The sequence below is a fragment of the Streptomyces sp. NPDC093801 genome, assembly GCF_040701585.1.
Classification (GTDB): Bacteria; Actinomycetota; Actinomycetes; order Streptomycetales; family Streptomycetaceae; genus Streptomyces.
Genome location: NZ_JBFBDP010000041.1, coordinates 1 through 20074, shown reverse-complemented (window position 1 = coordinate 20074; position 20074 = coordinate 1). Strand labels below are relative to the sequence as shown.

The following is a 20074-nucleotide window of genomic DNA, read 5'->3' as shown; positions in this document are numbered from 1 at the left end:
GGGGGCTCCTCGGATCGGGTCGGCGGCCGGCCGGGTGCCGGGCCGCGCGGGGTGACCCGCGCCGTGACGGGCGGAGCGGGTGGGGACGGGCGGGTGCGCACGGGACGCGCGGTGAGCGGGGGCGGCCGGACGCCGCGCCGGACCGGGATCAGGTGCGGTCGATGTGCACGCTGGTCGACTTCACGCGGGCGGTGGCCTGCATGCCGACCTCCAGTCCGAGTTCCTCGACGGCCTCGCGGGTCAGCAGGGAGACGAGGCGGTGGGGACCCGCCTGGATCTCGACCTGGGCGGCCACGTCGCCGAGCGTGACGGCCGTGACGATGCCGGGGAAGGCGTTGCGCGCCGAGGTGTACGGCTCCCCGTCCTCGGTGTGGGCGCCCTGCCCCACCTCGACGGAGAAGGCCGCGAGGTCACGGCCGTTGATCAGGCGACGGCCCGCCTCGTCGCGATGGGTCGCGACCCGGCCGGCGTCGGCCCAGCGGCGCGCGGTGTCCGGGCTGACGCCCAGGAGACGCGCCGCCTGTCCGATGGTGTAGGACTGCATGGGCGACAAGTTAGGGGCATTCCGAGCGCATGTGCAATTCGTTTGGCGCGTTCTCTATCGCAGATGCCATGGTCCTTGTGGTATCCGCCAAAAAGCCTTCCGTTTCCGGGCCGCCGGATCGATAGGCTCGGGGCATGGCTGACACGAAGAGCACGGGAGCGGCCGGTCCGGCTCCGCTGGAGGCGGGTACCGCGCGGGTGGACGCCTGGATCTGGTCGGTACGGCTCACCAAGACCCGGTCCGTCGCGGCGACCGCCTGCCGGGCGGGGCACGTGAAGGTCAACGGGGAGCGGGCGAAGCCGGCCCAGCAGGTGCGGGCGGGCGACGAGGTCCGGCTGTTCCACGCGGGACGGGAGCGCGTGGTGGTGGTACGCAGGCCCGTGACGAAGCGGGTGGGGCCGCCGGTGGCGGTGGAGTGCTTCGTCGACAACAGTCCGCCGGTGCCGACGGCGGTGGAGGCCGCGGCGGTCGGCCTCCGGGAACGGGGTGCCGGGCGGCCGACCAAGCGCGAGCGGCGCGAGTTCGACAGCCTGCGGGGGCGCTGACCCGCGGCGACGGGGGCGGGTGCGGTGCACCGCCGCGCGGGCGGGTGCGGTGCACCGCCGCGCGGTGCACCCCGATCCCGCCCCGGCGCCGGGCGCCCGGATCCCGGATCCCGGACGCCGGGCGTCGGACGCCGGGCGTCAGCGCTTGCGGTAGCCGTAGGCCTCCGTGGCGGCCACGGCCACGGCCTCCAGCGGGGCGCCCGTCGAGGCCGCCACGACCGCCGCCACCGCGCCCTCCAGGAACGGCGCGTCCAGGAGGCGGGAGTCCGGCGGGAGGTCGCCGTCCTCCAGGAGTGCCTTGACCGTCAGGACCGCGCTGCCGAGGTCCGCCAGCAGCGCGACCCCGGCTCCCCGGTCCACCGACGCCGCCGCCGCGAGGACGAGCTCCGCGCTCGTGCCGAGGCCGCCGTCGGGCCGTCCGCCGGCGGGGGCCACCAGGGCCGCCGCGCCGCCCGCCGCCAGGGCCCGGGCCAGCTGCGCCACCGATTCCGCGACCTGGGCGCTGTGCGACACCAGGACGATGCCCACCGCGTTCACCGGACCCCCTCGGCCGTGTCCGCCAGGGCCGCCAGGAGGAGCGCCGAGGAGGTGGCGCCCGGGTCCTGGTGGCCGATGCTGCGTTCGCCGAGGTAGCTGGCGCGGCCCTTGCGGGCCAGTATCGGCACCGTCGCCAGGGCGCCGGCCTCCGCCGCGTCCCGGGCCGCCGGGTAGGACGTGCCCAGTGCGGCCACCCCGGGGACCAGGGCGTCCAGCATCGTCTTGTCGCCCGGCGCCGCCCCGCCCAGCCGGGCCACCGCGTCCACCCCCGCCTGCAGGGCCTGTTGCAGGGCGGCGTCCGAGACCTCGGGGTCCTCGCCGAGCTCCTTGCCCGTGCGGCGCAGCAGCGTCCCGTACAGGGGGCCGGAGGCGCCGCCGACCGTGGAGATCAGGGTGCGGCCCGCCAGTTGGAGCAGTGCGCCGGGCCCGGCCGCCGGATCGGCCCCCGCCAGCCCGGCGCGGACGGCCGTGAAGCCCCGCAGCAGGTTGGCGCCGTGGTCGGCGTCGCCAATGGGGGAGTCGAGCTCGGTCAGCCGGTCCGCTTCCCGTTCCACCGCCGCCGTGGCGGCCTCCAGCCAGCGCCGGAAGAACTCCGCGTCGCGCACCGCAATCCCTTCGTCCATGACCGTGTGCCCCGCTTCCTCAGCGGCCCCAGCGCAGCGCCGGGGTCTGCACCGGCGCGTCCCAGAGCCTCAGCAGTTCGTCGTCGGCCCGGCACAGCGTCACCGAACAGCCCGCCATGTCGAGGGAGGTGACGTAGTTCCCGACCAGGCTGCGGGCCACCGGGACGCCGCGCGCCTCCAGGATCCGCGCGACCTCCGCGTGGAACCCGTACAGCTCCAGCAACGGGGTCGCGCCCATCCCGTTGACCAGGGCCAGGACGGGGCCGGCCGCCGGGCCGCCCGTCTCCGCGAGGCCGTCCAGTACGGCGCCCACGGCCACCTCCGCGATCTCCCGCGAGGTCATCATGGCCCGCCGCTCGCGCCCCGGTTCGCCGTGGATGCCGATCCCCAGCTCCAGCTCCCCGTCGGGGAGCTCGAAGGTGGGGCTGCCCTTGGCGGGGGTGGTGCAGGCGCTGAGGGCGACGCCGAAGCTGCGCGAGCTCTCGTTGACCTGCCGGGCGAGGGCCGCGACCCGCTCCAGCGGCGCCCCCTCCTCCGCGGCCGCCCCGGCGATCTTCTCCACGAACAGGGTGGCGCCCGTACCGCGGCGCCCGGCCGTGTAGAGGCTGTCCGTGACGGCGACGTCGTCGTTGACGAGCACGCGCTCCACCCGCAGGCCGTCCTCCTCGGCGAGTTCGGCCGCCATCTGGAAGTTGAGCACGTCGCCGGTGTAGTTCTTGACGACGAACAGGACGCCCTGTCCGGAGTCCACGCTGCCCGCCGCGTGGAGCATCTGCTCCGGGACGGGGGAGGTGAACACCTCTCCGGGGCAGGCCGCCGAGAGCATCCCGTGCCCCACGAACCCGCCGTGCAGGGGCTCGTGTCCCGAGCCGCCGCCGGAGACCAGGCCGACCCGGCCGCCGGTCTTCGCGCCGCGCCGTACGACCACCCGCCGCTCCACGTCCACGTCGAGGTCGGGATGCGCGGCCGCCATCCCGCGCAGCGCGTCGGCGACTACGGTGTCCGCGGAGTTGATGAGCATCCTCAAAGCTGCCTCCCAGGTGGCGCGGCCGTCCGGCCCCGTTCGCGGCCGGGTTTCGAAGTCAACCACGACCGGCTGCCGGATCAGGGGAGGAACGGCCAAGAGGACGGGAGGTCAGCCGCCCTGCTCCCGCAGCCGGCGGCTGACCTCGCCGAGGCCGTCGGCCAGCGCGTCCAGCTGGGCGGGGGTGAGCACGTCGACGAGGGCCTCCCGGACGGCCGTCACGTGGCCGGGCGCGGCCGCCTCCAGCCGGGCCCGGCCGGCGTCGGTGAGGACGGCGAAGACACCGCGCACGTCGGAGGGGCAGCTGCGGCGCCGGACCAGGCCGGCCTTCTCCATCTGGGTGACCTGGTAGGTCAGACCGCTCTTGGAGTTGATCAGCCCGTTGGCGAGTTCCGTCATCCGCAGTTCGCCGTCGGGCGCCGCGGCGAGCCGCACGAGGATCTCGTACTGGGGGTGGGAGAGTCCGGAGTCGTCCTTCAGCTGCTGGTCGAGATGCCGGTTCACCAGGGCGGAAGCGGCCAGGAAGCCCCTCCAGGCCCGCATCTCGCGCTCGTCCAGCCATCTCGTTCCGTCCATGGCGCCAGGGTACACGAGTTGTTCGAATTTGAATCAGTGGTTAGTCTCGGCGTCGGCGGTTCGAATTTGAACAACCTGCTCCGTGCACGACGAACGACTCCTCGGGCCGCCCCGACCGGAAGGAATCCCCCATGACCAGCGCCTCCGCCACCGCGACGAAGGCCCCGGCCACGGCACCGGCCGTATCCGCCACCCCCGCCCCCTCCACCGCCTCCTACGACACCGGCCTGCTGCTCCTGCGCGTCGTCCTCGGCCTGACCGTGGCCGCCCACGGCGTCCAGAAGCTCTTCGGGTGGTTCGGCGGCGGCGGGATCAGCGGCACCGGCCGGTTCTTCACCTCCGTCGGCTACCCGGCGGGCGACACCATGGCCGCCCTCGCCGGCCTGACCGAGACCCTGGGCGGCCTCGGGCTCGCCGCGGGCCTGCTCACCCCGCTCGCCGGCGCCGCCGTCACCGGCACGATGATCAACGCCCTCGCCGTCCACGGCGCAGGGGCCTTCTTCGCCCCCAAGGGCATGGAGTACGAACTGCTCCTCGCGGCGGCCGCGGCCGCCCTCACCCTGACCGGCCCCGGCCGCTACGCCCTGGACCGCGCCCTGCCGCTCCCCGCTCTGCGCACCCACCGCCTGTCGCTCGGCGCGTCCGCCCTGGCCCTCGGCGTGGTCCTCGCCGGAGCCACCCTCCTCGTGCGCGGCTGACCCCTCGCCCCGCGCGACCGGCCCCGACGGGCCACTTCGCCCTCCGGCCCCCCGGGGCCGGAGGGCGACACCCTGATTGGCCCGGGGAAATCGGGGGAACAGCGGATAAATGACACAACCCATCGAAGACTACGCACTCATCGGCGACCTCATGACCAGCGCACTGGTGGGCCGCGACGGGTCCATCGACTGGCTGTGCCTGCCCCGCTTCGACTCCGCCGCCTGCTTCGCGGCCCTCCTCGGCGACCGGGAGAACGGCCACTGGACGATCGCCCCGGCCGCGGCCGCCGAGGGCGAGCGGTGCACCCGCAGGGCCTACGCCGACGGTTCGCTGGTCCTCGAGTCCTACTGGGAGACCGGCGACGGCACCGTCAAGGTCACCGACTTCATGCCGCAGCGCGACACCGCCCCCGACGTCATGCGCGTCGTCGAGGGGATCTCCGGCCGGGTCACCGTCCGCAGCACCCTGCGCCTGCGCTTCGACTACGGCCACGTCGTCCCCTGGGTCCGGCGCAGCGAGGGCGACCGGGTCGCCGTCGCCGGGCCCGACTCGGTCTGGTTCCGCAGCGAGCCCCCCGTCCACACCTGGGGCGTGGACCGCAGCACCCGCTCCGAGTTCACCGTCGGCCCCGGCGAGAAGGTCGCCTTCGTCCTGTCCTGGCACCCCTCGCACGAACCGCGCCCCCCGCGCGTCGACCCGTACGAGGCACTGGAGCAGAGCCTCGCCGACTGGCGGGACTGGTCCGCCCAGTGCCGCTACCAGGGCCCCTACGAGGAGGCCGTCACCCGCTCCCTGATCACCCTCAAGGCCCTGACCTACGCCCCCACCGGCGGGATCGCCGCCGCCGCCACCACCTCCCTGCCGGAGGAGCTCGGCGGCGTCCGCAACTGGGACTACCGCTACTGCTGGCTGCGCGACTCCACCCTGACCCTCGGCGCGCTCCTGACCACCGGCTTCCTCGACGAGGCCCGGGCCTGGCGCGGCTGGCTGCTGCGCGCCGTCGCGGGCGACCCGGCCGACCTCCAGATCATGTACGGGATCGCAGGCGAGCGCCGCATCCCCGAGGCGGAGCTGCCGTGGCTGCGCGGGTACGCCGACTCCGCGCCCGTGCGCGTCGGCAACGCCGCCGTGGACCAGCTCCAGCTGGACGTCTACGGCGAGGTCCTCGACTCCCTGTACCTGGCCCGCTCCACCGGCCTGGCCTCGGAGCGGCACGCCTGGCAGATCCAGCTGGCCCTGCTCGACTTCCTGGAGCGCAACTGGCACCGGCCCGACGAGGGCCTGTGGGAGGTGCGCGGCCCCCGCCGCCACTTCACCCACTCCAAGGTGATGGCCTGGGTCGCCGCCGACCGCGCCGTACGCACCCTGGAGGCCGCCCCCCACATGCCGGGCGACATCGAGCGCTGGCGGACCATGCGCGACGAGGTCCACCGCGACGTCTGCGAGCACGGCTACGACCCCGAACGGGGCACCTTCACCCAGTACTACGGCTCCCGCGAACTGGACGCGGCGACGCTCCTCATCCCCCGCGTCGGCTTCCTGCCGCCCGACGACCCGCGCGTGATCGGCACCGTCGACGCCGTCCGGGCGGAGCTGGGCCACGACGGCCTAGTCCGCCGCTACAGCACCGAAGGCCCCTCGGTCGACGGACTGCCCGGCGACGAAGGGGCCTTCCTGGCCTGCTCGTTCTGGCTGGCGGACGCCCTGTACCTGACCGGCCGGCCCAAGGAGGCCCGCGAGCTCTTCGAACGCCTGCTGGCCGTGCGCAACGACGTCGGCCTGCTGGCCGAGGAGTACGACCCGTCGAGAGGGCGCCAGCTCGGCAACTTCCCCCAGGCCTTCAGCCACATCGGCCTGGTGAACACCGCCCTCACCCTCGGAGCGGCCGACGGCCGCCCCTGACCGGCGGGAGCGGGAACGCCCGTGGGGCCGCCGCGGCGTGCGGCGGCCCCACGGGCCCGGGAGGGACGGGCCGGGCGGCTACGCCCCGGCCGGCTCCTCGGTGTCCGGAATGCTGACCAGCCAGCGCGTGTCCTTGCGCGGCCGCAGGTACAGGGCCCAGTACAGGGTGGCGACGGCGGTGATGCCGCCGGTCCACAGCAGGTACTGGGTCTCCTGCTGGGTCAGGATGTACGCCAGGACGGCGATCAGCGCGATCGGCACGGCCGGCCACAGCGGCATCCGCCAGGCGGCGGCCTCGCGGTGCGCCCCGCGCCGGCTGAACAGCGCGGCCACCGCGACCAGCAGGTACATGCCGGTCACCGACACGCCGGTCACCCCGTACAGGGTGTCCAGGTTGACGAAGCACATCGCCGCGCCCGGCAGGCCGACCAGCAGGGTGGCCACCCACGGGGAGCCGAAGCGGCCCAGGCGGGACAGGCCGCGGTTGACCGGCTCGGGCCAGGCCTTGTCGCGGGCGGAGGCGAAGAGCACCCGGGAGTTCTGGATGACCATGACGATGCCGGCGTTGACGATGGCCAGGGCCACGCAGAGGCTGACGAAGGTGCCGACGGCCGAGTTCGACCAGGCGGTCACCATCGCGCCGAGGTCCCCGGAGGCCAGCGCGTCCAGGTCCGGGGCGCCCATGGTGATCGCGACGACGGGCACCAGGATGACGGCGGTGGAGATGGCCAGCGTCGCGAGCACGGTCCGCGGGACGTTGCGGCGCGGCTTCTCCAGCTCCTCCGAGAGGTACACGGCCGTCGAGAAGCCCTGGGTGATGAACAGCGCGATCGCCAGGCCGGAGACCACCATCATCGCCGTCACCGTGGAGGTGCCGCCGCCCTCGGCGGCCACCGTGCCGTGCACCAGCGCGCCGGCGCCCCGCTCGCTGTGCGCGAAGCCCAGCACGGCGACCAGCGCCGCCGCGACCACCTCGAGGACCAGGAAGATGCCCGTGATCCAGGCGTTGGCCCGCAGGTCCAGCAGACCGGCGAGGGTCGCGAGCAGCATCACCGCGCCGCCGGCGACCGGGGCCGGTATGTGCACCACCGGGGCGAGGTAGTCGGCGGTCCCCATGGCGATCACGGGAGGCACGATCATCACCACGAGCAGGGACAGCACGAACACCAGCCAGCCGGCGAGGCGGCCCGCCAGCGTGGAGACCATGGCGTACTCGCCGCCCGCGCTCGGGATGAGCGTGCCCAGCTCCGAGTAGCAGAACGCGACGCCGATGCAGAGCAGCGAGCCGATCGCGATGGTGAGCGCGGTCCAGGTGCCGAGACTGGAGAAGAGATCGGGAACGACGACGAACAGGGTCGAGGCGGGCGTCACGCACGACAGCGTGAGCAGGGTCCCGCCGACGACGCCGATGGAGCGCTTGAGCTTCTGGGGGGTGGGCCCGGTGGCGGGGGCGAGCGCCTGGGGCGCGCTGATCGTTTCAGTCATCGGTGCGGGATTCCGATCGGCAGGTGCGAAGAAGGGGGTGCCGGTGCCGCTATCGCCTCCGGGGCGGTGGTGGGCACTTCCGTTTGTGTGGCTCCGGTGGCCGTTATGGAAGCTCGACGACATCCGCAGGTCAAGAGCTGTCCACCTGCGGATTCCATCGTGCCGATGGTTCCGTTTCCGCCGATCCGGGTGTTAAGGCCGCGTAAACACTGGCCGGTGCGACATACGGGAACCGAAGGGAGATCCAATGAATTTCCCTCCGCTTTGCCCGATGTCAAGGGGTCCCGCGGGTGGAGGTGTGTCTGGTCCTGAGGGCGTATGCGTCAAGCGCCGGGATCGTCCGCCCGAAGGACGAGGAACGTGCCTGCGGCCGACAGAATCGAGTCCACAAGATCATTTGGCGGCCCCCGGCCGGCCGCCCGGACCCGGGGGAGACCCGCGTGGAGCTCGCACAGCAGGACCGCAACCGACGCTTACGGGGAGCGGCGGCCGCAGCCGCCGTCGTCCTGGCCCTCCTCGCCGGGGCCGCTCCGGCACAGGCCGCGGCCGCGCCCCCCGCCGGGCCCGCCGCGGCCGCCGACGCCCTCGACCGCGCCGCCCTCACCCGGGCGCTGGACGCCGTGCACGAGGCCGGGGTCTACGGCGCGTACGCCTCCGTCCGCGACGGCCGCACCCACTGGAGCGGGGCCACCGGCCTCGCCGACCGGGACACCGGCCGGCCCACCGCCCCCGGGATGCGCCACCGGGTCGGCAGCGTCACCAAGTCCTTCACCGCCGTCGCCGTGCTCCAGCAGAGCGCCAGGGGCCGCATCGGGCTCGACCGGCCCGTCGCCGACTACGTCCCCGACCTGCTGCCGGGGGAGCGCGGCCGCAAGGTCACCGTGCGCATGCTGATGAACCACACCAGCGGGATCGCCGACTACATCGGCGGGGCCTTCCCGTCCCTCATGCAGAACTCCACGGCGAGCCTGGACGAGTTCCGCCACCGCACCCTCACCCCCGGCCGGCTCATCGCCCTGGGGACGGTTCAGCCGCAGCTGTTCGAGCCGGGCTCCGACTGGTCGTACTCGAACACCAACTACGTGCTGCTGGGCGAGGTGCTGCGCAAGGCCACCGGAGAGGACCCCGAGAAGGTCATCACCCGGGACGTGATCCGCCGGGCCGGGCTGCGGGACACCTACTTCCCAGGCACCACGGAGCGGATCAAGGGCCCCCACGCCGGGATGTACGAGAACTGGTACGGGCTGATCGACCCGCCGCGCGACTACGCCGACTACAACATGACCTGGGGCGGAACGGCCGGGGCGCTGGTCTCCACCACCGACGACCTCACCGCCTTCTACCGGGCCCTCTTCCAGGGCCGGCTGCTGCCCGCCGAGCAGGTGCGCCAGATGCGCACCACCGTGCCGGTCAAGGACCCCGGCGGCACCGTCGTCATGCGCTACGGCCTGGGCCTGCTCTCCCTGGACACGCCCTGCGGCCCGGTCTGGGGCCACGACGGGGCCGTCTTCGGCGCCGGCACCTCCGCCATGACCACCGCCGACGGCGCTCGCCAGTACGCCGTCGGGTACAACCTGATGAAGTACCAGCGCTTCGACGCCGGGGGGAAGCCGGTCCCGCACCCCGCCGACGCGGCCCTGGGCGCCTTCGCGCTCCGCGCCCTGTGCCCGGCCTCCGACGGCGCCCGCTCGGCCGCCGCCCCGAAGCCGCTTCCCGAGCCCCTGGACTCCCTCCCCGTCAAGGGGCTCACCCGGTAGCCGCGCCCGGCCCGGACTCAGGCATCCGCGCGGGACGCCAGGAGCAGCGCGATGTCGTCCGGCCGGTCGGCCCGTTCGTCCGCCTCCGCCACCAGCCGGTCCGCCGTCTCCGTCAGCGGGGCCGGGCGGGCGGCGGCGGCCAGGACGGACCGCAGCCGCTCCACGCCCTCGTCGATGTCCGCGCCCGGCACCTCCACCAGCCCGTCGGTGTACAGGGCCAGCACCGCGCCCGGCTCCAGCAGCAGCTCCGTCTCCGGGTACGAGGCCCCCGGGTCGACCCCCAGGACCACCCCGCCCGCCAGGTCCAGCACCTCGGTACGGCCGTCGGCGTGGCGCAGCAGCGGCTGCGGATGCCCGGCGCGGGCGGCCACGGCGCGGCCGGACGCCGGGTCGAGCAGGACGTAGCAGCAGCTGGCGAACTGGCCCGGGTCCAGGTCGATCAGGAGCTGGTTGGTGCCCCGCACCACCTGCTCCGGACTGTTCCCGCTGAGCGCGAACGCCCGTACGGCGCTGCGCAGCTGGCCCATGGTCGCGGCGGCCGCCACCCCGTGGCCCTGGACGTCACCGATGACCAGGGCCAGCCGGTCCGGGCCCGTCTCGACGACGTCGTACCAGTCGCCGCCGACGTCCATCCCGGCCGAGCCGGGCAGGTACCGGCCCACCGTGGCCACCCGCCCCGTCACCGGCAGCCGGTGCGGCAGCAGCGCCGCCTGGAGCCCCCGGGCCAGCGCAGCCTCGCTGTCGTAGCGCCGCGCCCGCGCCAGGGCCTGCGCGATCAGCCCGGCCAGCGCGGTGAGCACCGTGCGCTCCTCCCGGCTGAACCCGCGCGGCGCGTCGAAGCCGAGGATGCAGGAGCCCACGGGGCGGCCCGAGGCGATCAGCGGCAGGAAGGCGCGGGCGCCGACGTCGGCGTCCAGCGGGATCCCCGGATAGGCCGACGCCAGGTGCTGCATCGACTCGAAGAACAGCGGCCGCCCCGAGGTCAGCGTCTCCACGCCCGGCAGCCGCGCGTCCAGGGAGACCCCGTCGAACCGGTCCAGGAACCCCCGCGGGAATCCCGTCTCCCAGGCGAGGTACAGGTGGCGCTCGTCCAAGAGGTAGATCGCCAGCTGCCGGCCGCCGAACGCGGGCAGCAGCTCCTCGGTGACCACCGCCGAGACCTGCCGGGCCGTCATCGCCTCGGTCAGCGCGATCGCCAGGGCCACCGGCCGGTACAGGGCCGAGGCCCGGGAGGCCGCCGCCGCACCGGATCCCGGGCCCGCCCGGGCCGCCGCACCGGGCGCGTACACGGGCCGCCCGCCCGCCTCCAGGGTCACCGTCAGCCCCGAGGGCGCCGGGTAGAGCCCCACCGACACCGCCGCCGGATCGGCGTCCTTCCCCCGCCGGGCCTCGAAGCAGACCGCCTCCCCCGACAGGTACGCCCCCCGGAAGTGGTCCTCGAACGCGGGGTGCCCCAGCCACGGCAGGGCCTCCCACAGCCCGCGCCCCGCCAGCCGCGCCGCCGGCATCCCGGACAGCTCCCCGGCGGCGGCGTTGGCGAAGCCGATGACGCCCTGCCGGTCCACGGACAGCACCCCCACGGGCAGCCGGTCCGCGGCCTCGCCGGCGCTCCCGCCGGCCTGGGGCCACGGCACGCCCAGCGGGTCCCGGTCCCAGTGCACCGGATCCCCGGCGGCCGCCAGCTCGGCCAGGTCCCGCCCCAGCCGGTCGGCGGCCTCCCGCATCCGCCGCCGGTCGTCGGCGTCGACCGGAACCCCGGGGGTCGCCGGCCGCACCACCAGCAGCACCCCGAACCGCCGCCCCCCTGCGGCCACCGGCTCGTACAGCGACCCGAACGGGAACGGCAGCCCCGCCATCAGCTGCGGGAAGCGCCGCACCGCGGTCTCCCCGTCCGGCAGGTGCACCGCCTGGCCGCTGCGGAACGCCTCCGCCACCGGGTACGGGCGGTTCACCTGGATCCGCCACCAGGGCCGGAACAGCACCCCCGGCAGGCCCGTCACCGCCGCCATCCGCAGCAGCCCCTCGGTATCCGAGCGCAGGTAGACCCCGCCCGCACAGCCCCCGACGGCCCGCACGGCACCCACCGCCGCCCGCGCGAGCACCCGGCCCGCGGCGTCGGACGCCGGGCCGTCGCCGTCCGGTCTCGCCGTCACACAGTCAGGATGCTCCCTGGCCCCCGGCCGCTGCACTCCGGCGCCCCCCGCGCTCCCGGAAACCGGACACCACCGCCGCCGACGCGACCAGCAGCGCCGCCGCCACCGTGCGCAGCGCCACCCCCATGGCGTCCGTGAAGGCCGCCGCCTGCGCCGGGTCCGCCGCCGGGTTCCCGTGGAACCGGGAGGCCAGCACCGTGCCGACCACCGCCACGCCCAGCGCCGCCCCGATCTCCCGGGCGGCCGTGTTGAGCCCCGAACCCAGCCCCGCCTGGTGCGGCGGCAGGGCCGTGACCACCGTCATGGTCAGCGAGGGCGCGCACAGCCCCGTCCCCACGGACAGCACCAGCAGATAGCCGGCGTACACCGCGTACGGGGTCCCCGCGTCGACCGTGGACACCAGCAGCAGGCCCCCCGCGATCAGCACGAGCCCGAGGCCCACCGGCAGCCGGGGCCCGGTCCGCTGCTGGAGGCGGGCGCCGAAGCGCGGCACCAGCGCCATGCCGACGGTCAGCGGGACGATCGCGAAACCGGTCTGGGCGGGCGAGAAGCCCTTCGCGTACTGGAGGTACTGGGCGTTGACGAAGAACAGGGAGAAGAGCCCGAAGAACGCGGCGCCGATGCCCAGCGTCCCGGCGCGCAGCCGGCGGGAGGCGAAGATCCGCGGATCCAGCAGCGGGCGGGCGGCGCGCAGGGCGCGGAGGACGAACCCGGCCAGCAGGGCCGCCCCGGCCGCGAAGGCCGTCAGGACCCGGCCCGAGGCCCAGCCGTACGAGGGTCCCTCGATGATCCCGTAGACGACGGAGCACAGCGCCGCCGCCAGGACCAGGGCGCCGAGCGGGTCGACGGCCGCGTCCGGACGCGAGGGCGTGCGCGGCACCGCGCGGGCCACCGCGAGGGCGAGCAGCGCGGCCAGCGGGACGACCGCCCAGAACAGCGCCCGCCAGGTGAGGAACTCCGCCGCCAGACCGCCGCCGACGTTGCCCGCCAGGCCCCCGAGGCCGGCGGAGAGCGTCCAGGTGGCCAGCGCCTGGGGGCGCCGCTCGGGCGGGGTCAGGCGGACCAGGACGGACATGGTCGCAGGCATGATCAGGGCGGCTCCCGCCCCGCACAGCCCGCGTCCGGCGATCAGCACCGCCGGGTCCCCGGCGAGCGCGCTGAGCACCGCGCCCGCGGCGAACAGCCCGAGCCCGGCCAGCAGGGCGCCCTTGCGGCCGTAGCGGTCGCCGAGGGCCCCGGCCGGGATCAGCAGGGCGGCGAAGACGATCACGTAGGCGTCGACGGCCCAGAGCAGCTCGCCGGGGCTCGGGTGCAGGGTGGAGGCGGCCAGCTGCGGGATCAGCAGGTTGACCGCGGCCACCATGCCCTGCGCGACGAGCACGCAGGCGTACAGCGCGAGCAGGGCGGCACGGGACAGCCCCGGGGCGGCCGGGCCGCCGGGCCGGGCGCCGCCGGTATCGGAGGGTGAGGGTGAAGACGGGGCTGCGGCGCCGGGTTCGGGCGCGGCCGGTGTGCGGGCATGGCGGAGCACGGCTCCTCCTGGGAGTCGGTCGACGGTGATGGAGTCCGGGGGAGATCAACCCCCGCCGAACCACCGTAGAGTTGGCGCGACCTGCTTTCCAGTGCAACTTCCGCAAGGGATGAATGCGTGTGACGCAATCCGGATCCGTCGGGCTGGACCTGAACCTGCTCGTCGCCCTCGACGTCCTGCTCGAGGAATCGAGCGTCTCCGGCGCCGCCGCCCGCCTCCACCTCTCCGAACCCGCCATGAGCCGCACCCTCGGCCGGATCCGCAAGGCCCTCGGCGACCCCGTCCTCGTCCGGGCCGGCCGGACCATGGTCCCCACCCCCCACGCCCTCTCCCTCCAGGGCGAGGTCCGCTCCGTGGTCGAACGGGCCAGGGCCCTGTTCCTCACCGGCGGCGAGGTCGACCTCCGGACCCTGGAACGCACCTTCACCGTCATGGCCCACGACTCCTTCGCCGCCACCTTCGGCGCCACCCTCTTCCAGCGGATCGGCCGCGAGGCCCCCCGGGTGCGGCTGCGGTTCCTGTCGGAGAGCCACATCGACGTGCCGGCCCTGCGCGAGGGGGTCGCGGACCTGGAACTCGGGGTCATCGACAGCCGTTCCCCCGAGGTCCGCAGCGAGCACCTCGTCGACGAGCGCATGCTGGGCGTCGTCCGGGCCGGCCATCCGCTGCTGCGCGGCCGCCTCACCGCGCGCCGCTTCGCCGCCGGAGAGCACCTGAACGTCTCCCGGCGCGGCAGGCTGGAGGGGCCGGTGGACACCGCCCTCGCCGAACAGGGACTCTCCCGGCGGGTCGTGGGCAGCATCGGCTCCACGCCGGCCTCCCTCTTCGTCCTGCGCGAGACCGACCTCATCGGCCTCATCCCCACCCGAACCACCAGCCAGGCCGAAGCCCTCGGCCTGGTCACCTTTGAGGTCCCCCTGGAGCTCCCGCCGCTCCCCTTCGGCCTCGCCTGGCACCCCCGCCACGACGCCGACCCCGCGCACGCCTGGCTGCGCGCCTGCGCCCGCGAACTCGTCGCCGGCGCAGCGCCCACGGCCCCGCCCGGCCCCGTCCGCCGCACGGACTGACCCGAACGCCTCCCTCGTACGGGGGACGCACCCGCCGCACCCGCCGCCCCCCGCGCCCCCGCCGGGGAGGCATGCCGGCATGCACGACGACACCTCCAGCCACCCCGCGCCCCGGGCCGCCTTCACCGCGGCCGACGCCTTCACCCTCCGCACCGCCCTCGACGCCCTCGGCGGGGTCCGCGACCTCGACACCCTCGACGTGGCCTGCGGACACGGCGGCACCGCCGCGCTGCTCGCGAGCGGCGGCGCCCGCCGGACCGTCGGCGTCGACAGCTGCCCGCACCGCGTCCGCCGGGCCCGCGAGCGGCAGGCCGACGGCCGGGACGGGCACCCGGCCCCCGTCGAGTACGTCGTCGCCGACGCCGCGGACATGCCCCAGCTCGGCCCCTTCGACCTGGCCACCGCCGTCTACCTGTTCAGCCACGCCCCCGACCGCGCCGCCCTGCACGCCATGTTCCGCGGCATCCGCGCCAACCTGCGCCCCGGCGGCCGACTGCTCTCCCTCGTCCGCAACCCCGGCGCCTACCCGCGCGTCGACTGGTCCCCGTACGGGATGCGCATCCTCGACCGGGTGCCGGACGGCGACGCGCCCCTGCTCAAGGCCCAGTTCCTGACCGAGCCCCCGCTCCACTTCGAGTACCGGGAATGGGCGCACGCCGACTTCGCCGAGGCCGCCGTCGACGCCGGCTTCTCGACCGTCGCCTGGCAGCCCAGCCGCACCCCGCCCGCCGACACCGCGCGCGACGAGGCCTACTGGACGGCCTACCGCGCCGCACCCGTCAGCTCCCTGCTGACCTGCACGGCGTAGGAGGCCCCCGTGGCCCGGGGCTACTCCTCGTCGGCCGTCGCCCGGACCAGCTCCACGATCCGGTCCCTCGCCGCCCGCCCCTCCGGCACCGGCAGCAGCGGGTACCCGTGCGGCAGACCCGGCTCCTCGTGCCACTCCACCTCCGCACCGGCCGCCCGCGCCCGGCGCAGCAGCTCCCGGCTGTCGGTGGTCAGCACGTCCCGGGTCCCGGTGAACACCGTCAGCGGCGCCAGCCCCGCGAAGGACCCGTGCAGCGGGCTCACCCTCGGGTCGTCCGCCGTCAGCGTCCCCGCGTACAGCCGCCCCGCCTCCGCCAGCCCCGGCCGGGCCAGCACCGGATCCGCCGCCTCGATCGCCGCCTGCCCGGGATGGCTCATGCTCACGTCCAGCCAAGGCGAGATCAGCACGATCCGGGACGGCTGCGCCCCGGTCCGCTCCCGCAGCCGCTGCGCGGCCGCCAGCGCCATCCCGGCCCCGGCCGAGTCCCCGATCAGCACCGTCCCGCCCGCGCCGCCGCTCTCGATCAGGCCGCTCAGCAGGTCCGCCGCGACCGGCACGGTCCGGTCGGCGGTCCCGCGCGGCGCCAGCACGTACGCCGGCACGACCACCCGGGCGCGGGCCTGCGTGACCAGGGTCCGGATCAGCGACCAGTGCGGCCGCACCAGCTCGTTGATGTACGCCCCGCCGTGCACGTACAGCACCCGCGCCACCGGCTCCTCCCCGAGCGGGGAGACGTCGTACACGGGCCACGCGCCGACGAAGGTCCGCGACACCTCGGCGACCCGCCCCAGCGAACGCGGCGGCAGGTGCGAGGCGGGCCTGCGGGCCGCCTGCGCCACCGTCGCCCGTACCGCCTCCGCGGTGGCGAACCGTCTTCGCCGGCCCGTCGCGACCAGTGCGGCCGACAGCGCCCTGCTGCGCAGACTCGGCACGCCCCTCACCTCCCCTTTCACCCCGGCCCCGGACCGCACGGGCGATCCCGGTCCGGGCCCTACCCCGTTCCAGGGAGGAGCATAGGCGTGAAGCTGCGCTGTCGACCCGCTTAAGAAAGTCTCGATGGACTGATCACCGCGCCGATCGGCAGATTGGTGCCCGTCACCACGCCGCTCGCGCACCAGCGGGCCCGGCGGCCCCACCTTCCGCACGCCTGGAGCCACCCCCATGAAGGCACTCGTCAAGCACAAAGCCGAACCCGGGCTGTGGCTCATGGACGTCCCCGAGCCGGAATACGGCCCCGGCGACGTGCTGATCAAGGTGCTGCGCACCGGTATCTGCGGCACCGACCTCCACATCCGCGCCTGGGACGGCTGGGCGCAGGGCGCGGTCAAGACCCCGCTCGTCCTCGGCCACGAGTTCGTCGGTGAGGTCGCCGCGCTCGGCTCCGACGTCCGCGACATCGAGGTCGGCGCCCTGGTCAGCGGCGAGGGCCACCTGGTGTGCGGCAAGTGCCGCAACTGCCTGGCCGGCCGCCGCCACCTGTGCCGCTCCACCATCGGGCTCGGCGTCGGCCGCGACGGGGCCTTCGCCGAGTACGTCGTCCTGCCCGCGCAGAACGTCTGGGTCCACCGCACGCCCGTCGACCTGGACGTGGCCGCCATCTTCGACCCCTTCGGCAACGCCGTGCACACCGCGCTGTCCTTCCCGCTGGTCGGCGAGGACGTGCTGATCACCGGCGCCGGCCCGATCGGCATCATGGCCGCCGCCGTCGCCAAGCACGCCGGCGCGCGCAACGTGGTCATCACCGACGTCAGCCCCGAGCGCCTGGAGATCGCCCGCAAGGCGGGCGCCACGCTCGCGGTGAACGTCGCCGAGTCCTCCATCGCCGAGGCGCAGACGCGCCTGGGCCTGCGCGAGGGCTTCGACGTCGGCCTGGAGATGTCCGGCCGCGCCGAGGCGATGCGCGACATGATCGACAACATGACGCACGGCGGCAGGATCGCGATGCTGGGCCTGCCGGCCCAGGAGTTCCCGGTCGACTGGGCCAAGGTGGTCACCTCGATGATCACCATCAAGGGCATCTACGGCCGCGAGATGTTCGAGACCTGGTACGCGATGACCGTGCTGCTGGAGGGCGGCCTCGACCTGACCCCGGTCATCACCGGCCGCTACTCGCACACCGACTTCCAGGCCGCCTTCGACGAGGCCTCCACGGCCCGCAGCGGCAAGATCATCCTGGACTGGACGAAGTAGCCCCCGGCGGCGGGCGGCCCGCACCGGCCACCGGCCGGCGCCCGCCCGCCCCTCGGGCCGGGCCCGGACGTCCGGCAGGACCCGCCCCCGCCCCGACCGGCCGCCGCCGGTCGTCCGTCAGCCCGTCCGCGTGTCGCGGCCGCGACCGCCGGGCAGCCACAAGACCATCTCCCCCGGGCCGGGCCCCGCACACCCTCCCCCCTCCGCGGGGCCCGGCCCCCTCCTCCCGTCCGCCCGCCGGACGGCACACCGCACAAGGAGAACCGACCATGTTCGAGTCCGTCCGCGAGGACCTCCGCGCCACCCTCGCCGAGATCCGCGCCGCCGGCCTGCACAAGCCCGAGCGCGTCATCGGCACCCCGCAGAGCGCCGCCGTCGCGGTGACCGCGGGCGGCGCCCCCGGCGAGGTCCTGAACTTCTGCGCCAACAACTACCTCGGCCTGGCCGACCACCCCGAGGTCGTCGCCGCCGCGAAGGACGCCCTGGACCGCTGGGGCTACGGCATGGCCTCGGTCCGCTTCATCTGCGGCACCCAGGAGGTGCACAAGGAGCTCGAGGCGCGCCTGTCGGCCTTCCTCGGCCAGGAGGACACGATCCTCTACTCCTCCTGCTTCGACGCCAACGGCGGCGTCTTCGAGACCCTCCTCGGCGCCGAGGACGCGGTGATCTCCGACGCCCTCAACCACGCCTCCATCATCGACGGCATCCGCCTCTCCAAGGCCCGCCGCTTCCGCTACGCCAACCGCGACATGGCGGACCTGGAAGCCCAGCTCAAGACCGCCACCGAGGGCGGGGCCCGCCGCAAGCTCATCGTCACCGACGGCGTCTTCTCCATGGACGGCTACGTCGCCCCGCTCACCGAGATCTGCGACCTCGCCGACCGCTACGACGCCATGGTCATGGTCGACGACTCCCACGCCGTCGGCTTCGTCGGCCCCGGCGGCCGCGGCACCCCCGAGCTGCACGGCGTCATGGACCGGATCGACATCATCACCGGCACCCTCGGCAAGGCCCTCGGCGGCGCCTCCGGCGGCTACGTCGCCGCCCGCGCCGAGATCGTCGAGCTGCTCCGCCAGCGCTCGCGCCCGTACCTCTTCTCCAACTCCCTCGCCCCGGTCATCGCCGCCGCCTCCCTCAAGGTCCTCGACCTGCTGGAGTCCGCCGGCGACCTGCGCGACCAGCTCGCGGCCAACACCAAGCTCTTCCGCACGAAGATGACCGAGGCGGGCTTCGAGATCCTGCCCGGCGACCACGCCATCGCCCCCGTCATGATCGGCGACGCCGCCGAGGCGGCCCGGATGGCGGAGCTCCTCCTGGAGCGCGGGGTGTACGTGATCGGCTTCTCGTACCCCGTGGTCCCGATGGGCCAGGCCCGCATCCGCGTCCAGCTCTCAGCGGCCCACTCCACGGCCGACGTGGAGCGCGCGGTGGCCGCCTTCGTGGACGCCCGCGCGGCGCTTTCCGCTGCTCAGGGCTGACATCATGGAGGGGTGATCGACCCCCGCCGGCTGCGCATCCTGCGGGCCGTGGCGGACCACCGTACGGTGACCGCCGCGGCCGCAGCCCTGTACCTCACCCCCTCCGCCGTCTCCCAGCAGCTCGCCGCGCTGGAGCAGGAGACCGGCCACACGCTGCTCACCCGCAGCGGCCGCGGGGTACGGCTCACCGCGGCCGGGGAGATCCTGCTGGCCCACGCCCACGAGGTGCTCGCCCAGCTGGAGCGCGCCGAGGCGGAACTCGCCGCGTACGCGGGCGGAGCGGCCGGCGAGGTCACCGTCGCCGCCTTCGCGACCGGCATCGCCGAGGTGCTGGCCCCCGCCCTGGCCCGCCTCGCGCGGGAGCACCCGGGGATCCGGCTCCGCGTCCGGGACGCCGAGGGCGACCAGAGCCTGTTGCAGCTGCTCGACGGGGAGGCCGACCTGGCCCTCGCGGTCGAGTACCGGGGCGCGCCGGGCGCCGACGACGGCCGCCTGTCGGTCATCCCGCTGTACGCGGAGCCCTTCGACGCGGTCCTGCCGACGGGACACCCCCTCGCCGACCTCCCCGCCGTCGCCCTGGCGGACCTCTCCGACGCGGAATGGGTGGGGCAGTACCCGGGCAACCCGTGTCATGACGTGACCCTGCTGGCCTGCGAACTGGCTGGCTTCCAGCCCCGTTTCGTGCACTCCTCCGACGACTTCCGCGCGGTGACCGCCCTGGTCGGCGCGGGGGCCGGGGTGGCCCTGGTCCCGCGCTCGGCGCTGCGGGGCATGGACCTCAAGGAGGTCTGCGTCCGCCCGGTCTCGGGCCCGTCCGCCACCCGCCGCGTCTTCGCCGCCACCCGCCGCGGCGCCGAGTCCCACCCCCTGATCGCCCCGGTCCTGGCGGCTCTGTCCCGGGAGGGGGAACGGGTGCCGGGGTGCTAGGGGCACGCCACCGCCCCCGCGAGGGGCCGGGGGCCGGGCGGTGGTTGCCCACCCGCCTCGCGGCGGCACCGAACGGACGCGGAACGGGGACCGCGGAGCGGCACCGGGGTGGGCGGGACCTCGGCGGGGCGGCACGGGGAGGGCTTGGGGGTTTCCCGTCAGTCTCATCGTCCTTCCGCGTCGGGACGGCCTGTCAAGGGCGCTCCCTTCGGTCGCGTCGCTGCGCGA

18 protein-coding genes are annotated in these 20074 nt (G+C 75.0%); 9 read left to right on the top strand and 9 right to left on the bottom strand.

Annotated elements, in window-relative coordinates:
- Window positions 1–148: 148 nt before the first annotated feature.
- Window positions 149–544: a molybdopterin-binding protein gene (locus tag AB0469_RS34625; RefSeq protein WP_042809951.1), complete on the bottom strand. Its 396-nt coding sequence runs from the start codon at window positions 542–544 to the stop codon at window positions 149–151.
- A gap of 134 nt (window positions 545–678) precedes the next feature.
- Here AB0469_RS34625 and AB0469_RS34620 point away from each other — a divergent pair, with 134 nt between their 5' ends.
- Entirely contained in the window at window positions 679–1089 is a 411-nt protein-coding gene (locus tag AB0469_RS34620) for a S4 domain-containing protein (protein ID WP_366455468.1), read from the top strand.
- Between the two features lie 138 nt (window positions 1090–1227).
- Here the strand turns inward: AB0469_RS34620 and AB0469_RS34615 are convergent, their stop codons facing one another.
- The 4 genes from AB0469_RS34615 to AB0469_RS34600 all read right to left on the bottom strand — a co-directional run bounded on the left by AB0469_RS34615 (window position 1228) and on the right by AB0469_RS34600 (window position 3849).
- The gene (locus AB0469_RS34615; RefSeq protein ID WP_366455467.1) at window positions 1228–1626 is read right to left on the bottom strand and encodes a PTS fructose transporter subunit IIA; all 399 of its coding nucleotides are present in this window, start codon (window positions 1624–1626) and stop codon (window positions 1228–1230) included.
- Window positions 1623–2231, bottom strand: a complete 609-nt coding sequence (gene dhaL / locus AB0469_RS34610) for a dihydroxyacetone kinase subunit DhaL (protein ID WP_366455516.1) — start codon at window positions 2229–2231, stop codon at window positions 1623–1625. Before dhaL ends, AB0469_RS34615 begins: the two co-directional genes overlap by 4 nt.
- Window positions 2232–2268: 37 nt before the next feature.
- Entirely contained in the window at window positions 2269–3276 is a 1008-nt protein-coding gene (gene dhaK, locus AB0469_RS34605; RefSeq protein ID WP_366455466.1) for a dihydroxyacetone kinase subunit DhaK, read from the bottom strand.
- 108 nt (window positions 3277–3384) lie between these two features.
- A complete protein-coding gene (locus AB0469_RS34600; protein ID WP_042816696.1) occupies window positions 3385–3849 on the bottom strand; it encodes a MarR family transcriptional regulator in 465 nt (154 codons plus the stop codon).
- A gap of 131 nt (window positions 3850–3980) precedes the next feature.
- On the opposite strand from AB0469_RS34600, the gene AB0469_RS34595 reads away from it, so the two are divergent.
- Both AB0469_RS34595 and AB0469_RS34590 read left to right on the top strand, forming a co-directional pair.
- A complete protein-coding gene (locus AB0469_RS34595) occupies window positions 3981–4547 on the top strand; it encodes a DoxX family membrane protein (RefSeq protein WP_366455465.1) in 567 nt (188 codons plus the stop codon).
- Window positions 4548–4656: 109 nt separating this feature from the next.
- Complete coding sequence (locus tag AB0469_RS34590; protein ID WP_366455464.1) at window positions 4657–6450, top strand: glycoside hydrolase family 15 protein; 1794 nt, start codon at window positions 4657–4659, stop codon at window positions 6448–6450.
- A gap of 78 nt (window positions 6451–6528) precedes the next feature.
- Here AB0469_RS34590 and AB0469_RS34585 read toward each other — a convergent pair whose 3' ends face one another.
- On the bottom strand, window positions 6529–7935 hold the full coding sequence (locus AB0469_RS34585; RefSeq protein WP_366455463.1) for an APC family permease: 1407 nt from the start codon (window positions 7933–7935) through the stop codon (window positions 6529–6531).
- Window positions 7936–8375: 440 nt separating this feature from the next.
- Here AB0469_RS34585 and AB0469_RS34580 point away from each other — a divergent pair, with 440 nt between their 5' ends.
- A complete protein-coding gene (locus AB0469_RS34580) occupies window positions 8376–9692 on the top strand; it encodes a serine hydrolase domain-containing protein (RefSeq protein ID WP_366455462.1) in 1317 nt (438 codons plus the stop codon).
- A 17-nt stretch (window positions 9693–9709) separates the two neighbouring features.
- Here AB0469_RS34580 and AB0469_RS34575 read toward each other — a convergent pair whose 3' ends face one another.
- Window positions 9710–11845, bottom strand: a complete 2136-nt coding sequence (locus tag AB0469_RS34575; RefSeq protein ID WP_366455461.1) for a SpoIIE family protein phosphatase — start codon at window positions 11843–11845, stop codon at window positions 9710–9712.
- Window positions 11846–11849: 4 nt separating this feature from the next.
- Window positions 11850–13262 (bottom strand): MFS transporter, encoded by a 1413-nt coding sequence (locus AB0469_RS34570; protein ID WP_366455515.1) that lies wholly within the window; start codon window positions 13260–13262, stop codon window positions 11850–11852.
- A gap of 227 nt (window positions 13263–13489) precedes the next feature.
- On the opposite strand from AB0469_RS34570, the gene AB0469_RS34565 reads away from it, so the two are divergent.
- Complete coding sequence (locus tag AB0469_RS34565; protein ID WP_366455460.1) at window positions 13490–14443, top strand: LysR family transcriptional regulator; 954 nt, start codon at window positions 13490–13492, stop codon at window positions 14441–14443.
- A 79-nt stretch (window positions 14444–14522) separates the two neighbouring features.
- A complete protein-coding gene (locus AB0469_RS34560) occupies window positions 14523–15251 on the top strand; it encodes a class I SAM-dependent methyltransferase (protein ID WP_366455459.1) in 729 nt (242 codons plus the stop codon).
- 20 nt (window positions 15252–15271) lie between these two features.
- Here the strand turns inward: AB0469_RS34560 and AB0469_RS34555 are convergent, their stop codons facing one another.
- A complete protein-coding gene (locus tag AB0469_RS34555) occupies window positions 15272–16183 on the bottom strand; it encodes an alpha/beta hydrolase (RefSeq protein WP_366455458.1) in 912 nt (303 codons plus the stop codon).
- Between the two features lie 229 nt (window positions 16184–16412).
- Between AB0469_RS34555 and tdh the strand changes: the two genes are divergently transcribed.
- From tdh to AB0469_RS34540, 3 genes are all read left to right on the top strand, one after another.
- The gene (gene tdh, locus AB0469_RS34550) at window positions 16413–17441 is read left to right on the top strand and encodes an L-threonine 3-dehydrogenase (protein WP_366455457.1); all 1029 of its coding nucleotides are present in this window, start codon (window positions 16413–16415) and stop codon (window positions 17439–17441) included.
- 269 nt (window positions 17442–17710) lie between these two features.
- Window positions 17711–18919 (top strand): glycine C-acetyltransferase, encoded by a 1209-nt coding sequence (locus tag AB0469_RS34545; protein WP_042809107.1) that lies wholly within the window; start codon window positions 17711–17713, stop codon window positions 18917–18919.
- Between the two features lie 12 nt (window positions 18920–18931).
- Entirely contained in the window at window positions 18932–19846 is a 915-nt protein-coding gene (locus tag AB0469_RS34540) for a LysR family transcriptional regulator (RefSeq protein WP_042809106.1), read from the top strand.
- Window positions 19847–20074 lie beyond the last annotated feature (228 nt).

Coding starts and splice junctions, on each gene's coding strand:
- tdh (WP_366455457.1), top strand. CDS start 16,413: ATGAAGGCACTCGTCAAGCACAAAGCCGAACCCGGGCTGTGGCTCATG.
- AB0469_RS34565 (WP_366455460.1), top strand. CDS start 13,490: ATGCGTGTGACGCAATCCGGATCCGTCGGGCTGGACCTGAACCTGCTC.
- AB0469_RS34585 (WP_366455463.1), bottom strand. CDS start 7,935: ATGACTGAAACGATCAGCGCGCCCCAGGCGCTCGCCCCCGCCACCGGG.
- AB0469_RS34620 (WP_366455468.1), top strand. CDS start 679: ATGGCTGACACGAAGAGCACGGGAGCGGCCGGTCCGGCTCCGCTGGAG.
- AB0469_RS34560 (WP_366455459.1), top strand. CDS start 14,523: ATGCACGACGACACCTCCAGCCACCCCGCGCCCCGGGCCGCCTTCACC.
- AB0469_RS34625 (WP_042809951.1), bottom strand. CDS start 544: ATGCAGTCCTACACCATCGGACAGGCGGCGCGTCTCCTGGGCGTCAGC.
- AB0469_RS34545 (WP_042809107.1), top strand. CDS start 17,711: ATGTTCGAGTCCGTCCGCGAGGACCTCCGCGCCACCCTCGCCGAGATC.
- AB0469_RS34600 (WP_042816696.1), bottom strand. CDS start 3,849: ATGGACGGAACGAGATGGCTGGACGAGCGCGAGATGCGGGCCTGGAGG.
- AB0469_RS34590 (WP_366455464.1), top strand. CDS start 4,657: ATGACACAACCCATCGAAGACTACGCACTCATCGGCGACCTCATGACC.
- AB0469_RS34595 (WP_366455465.1), top strand. CDS start 3,981: ATGACCAGCGCCTCCGCCACCGCGACGAAGGCCCCGGCCACGGCACCG.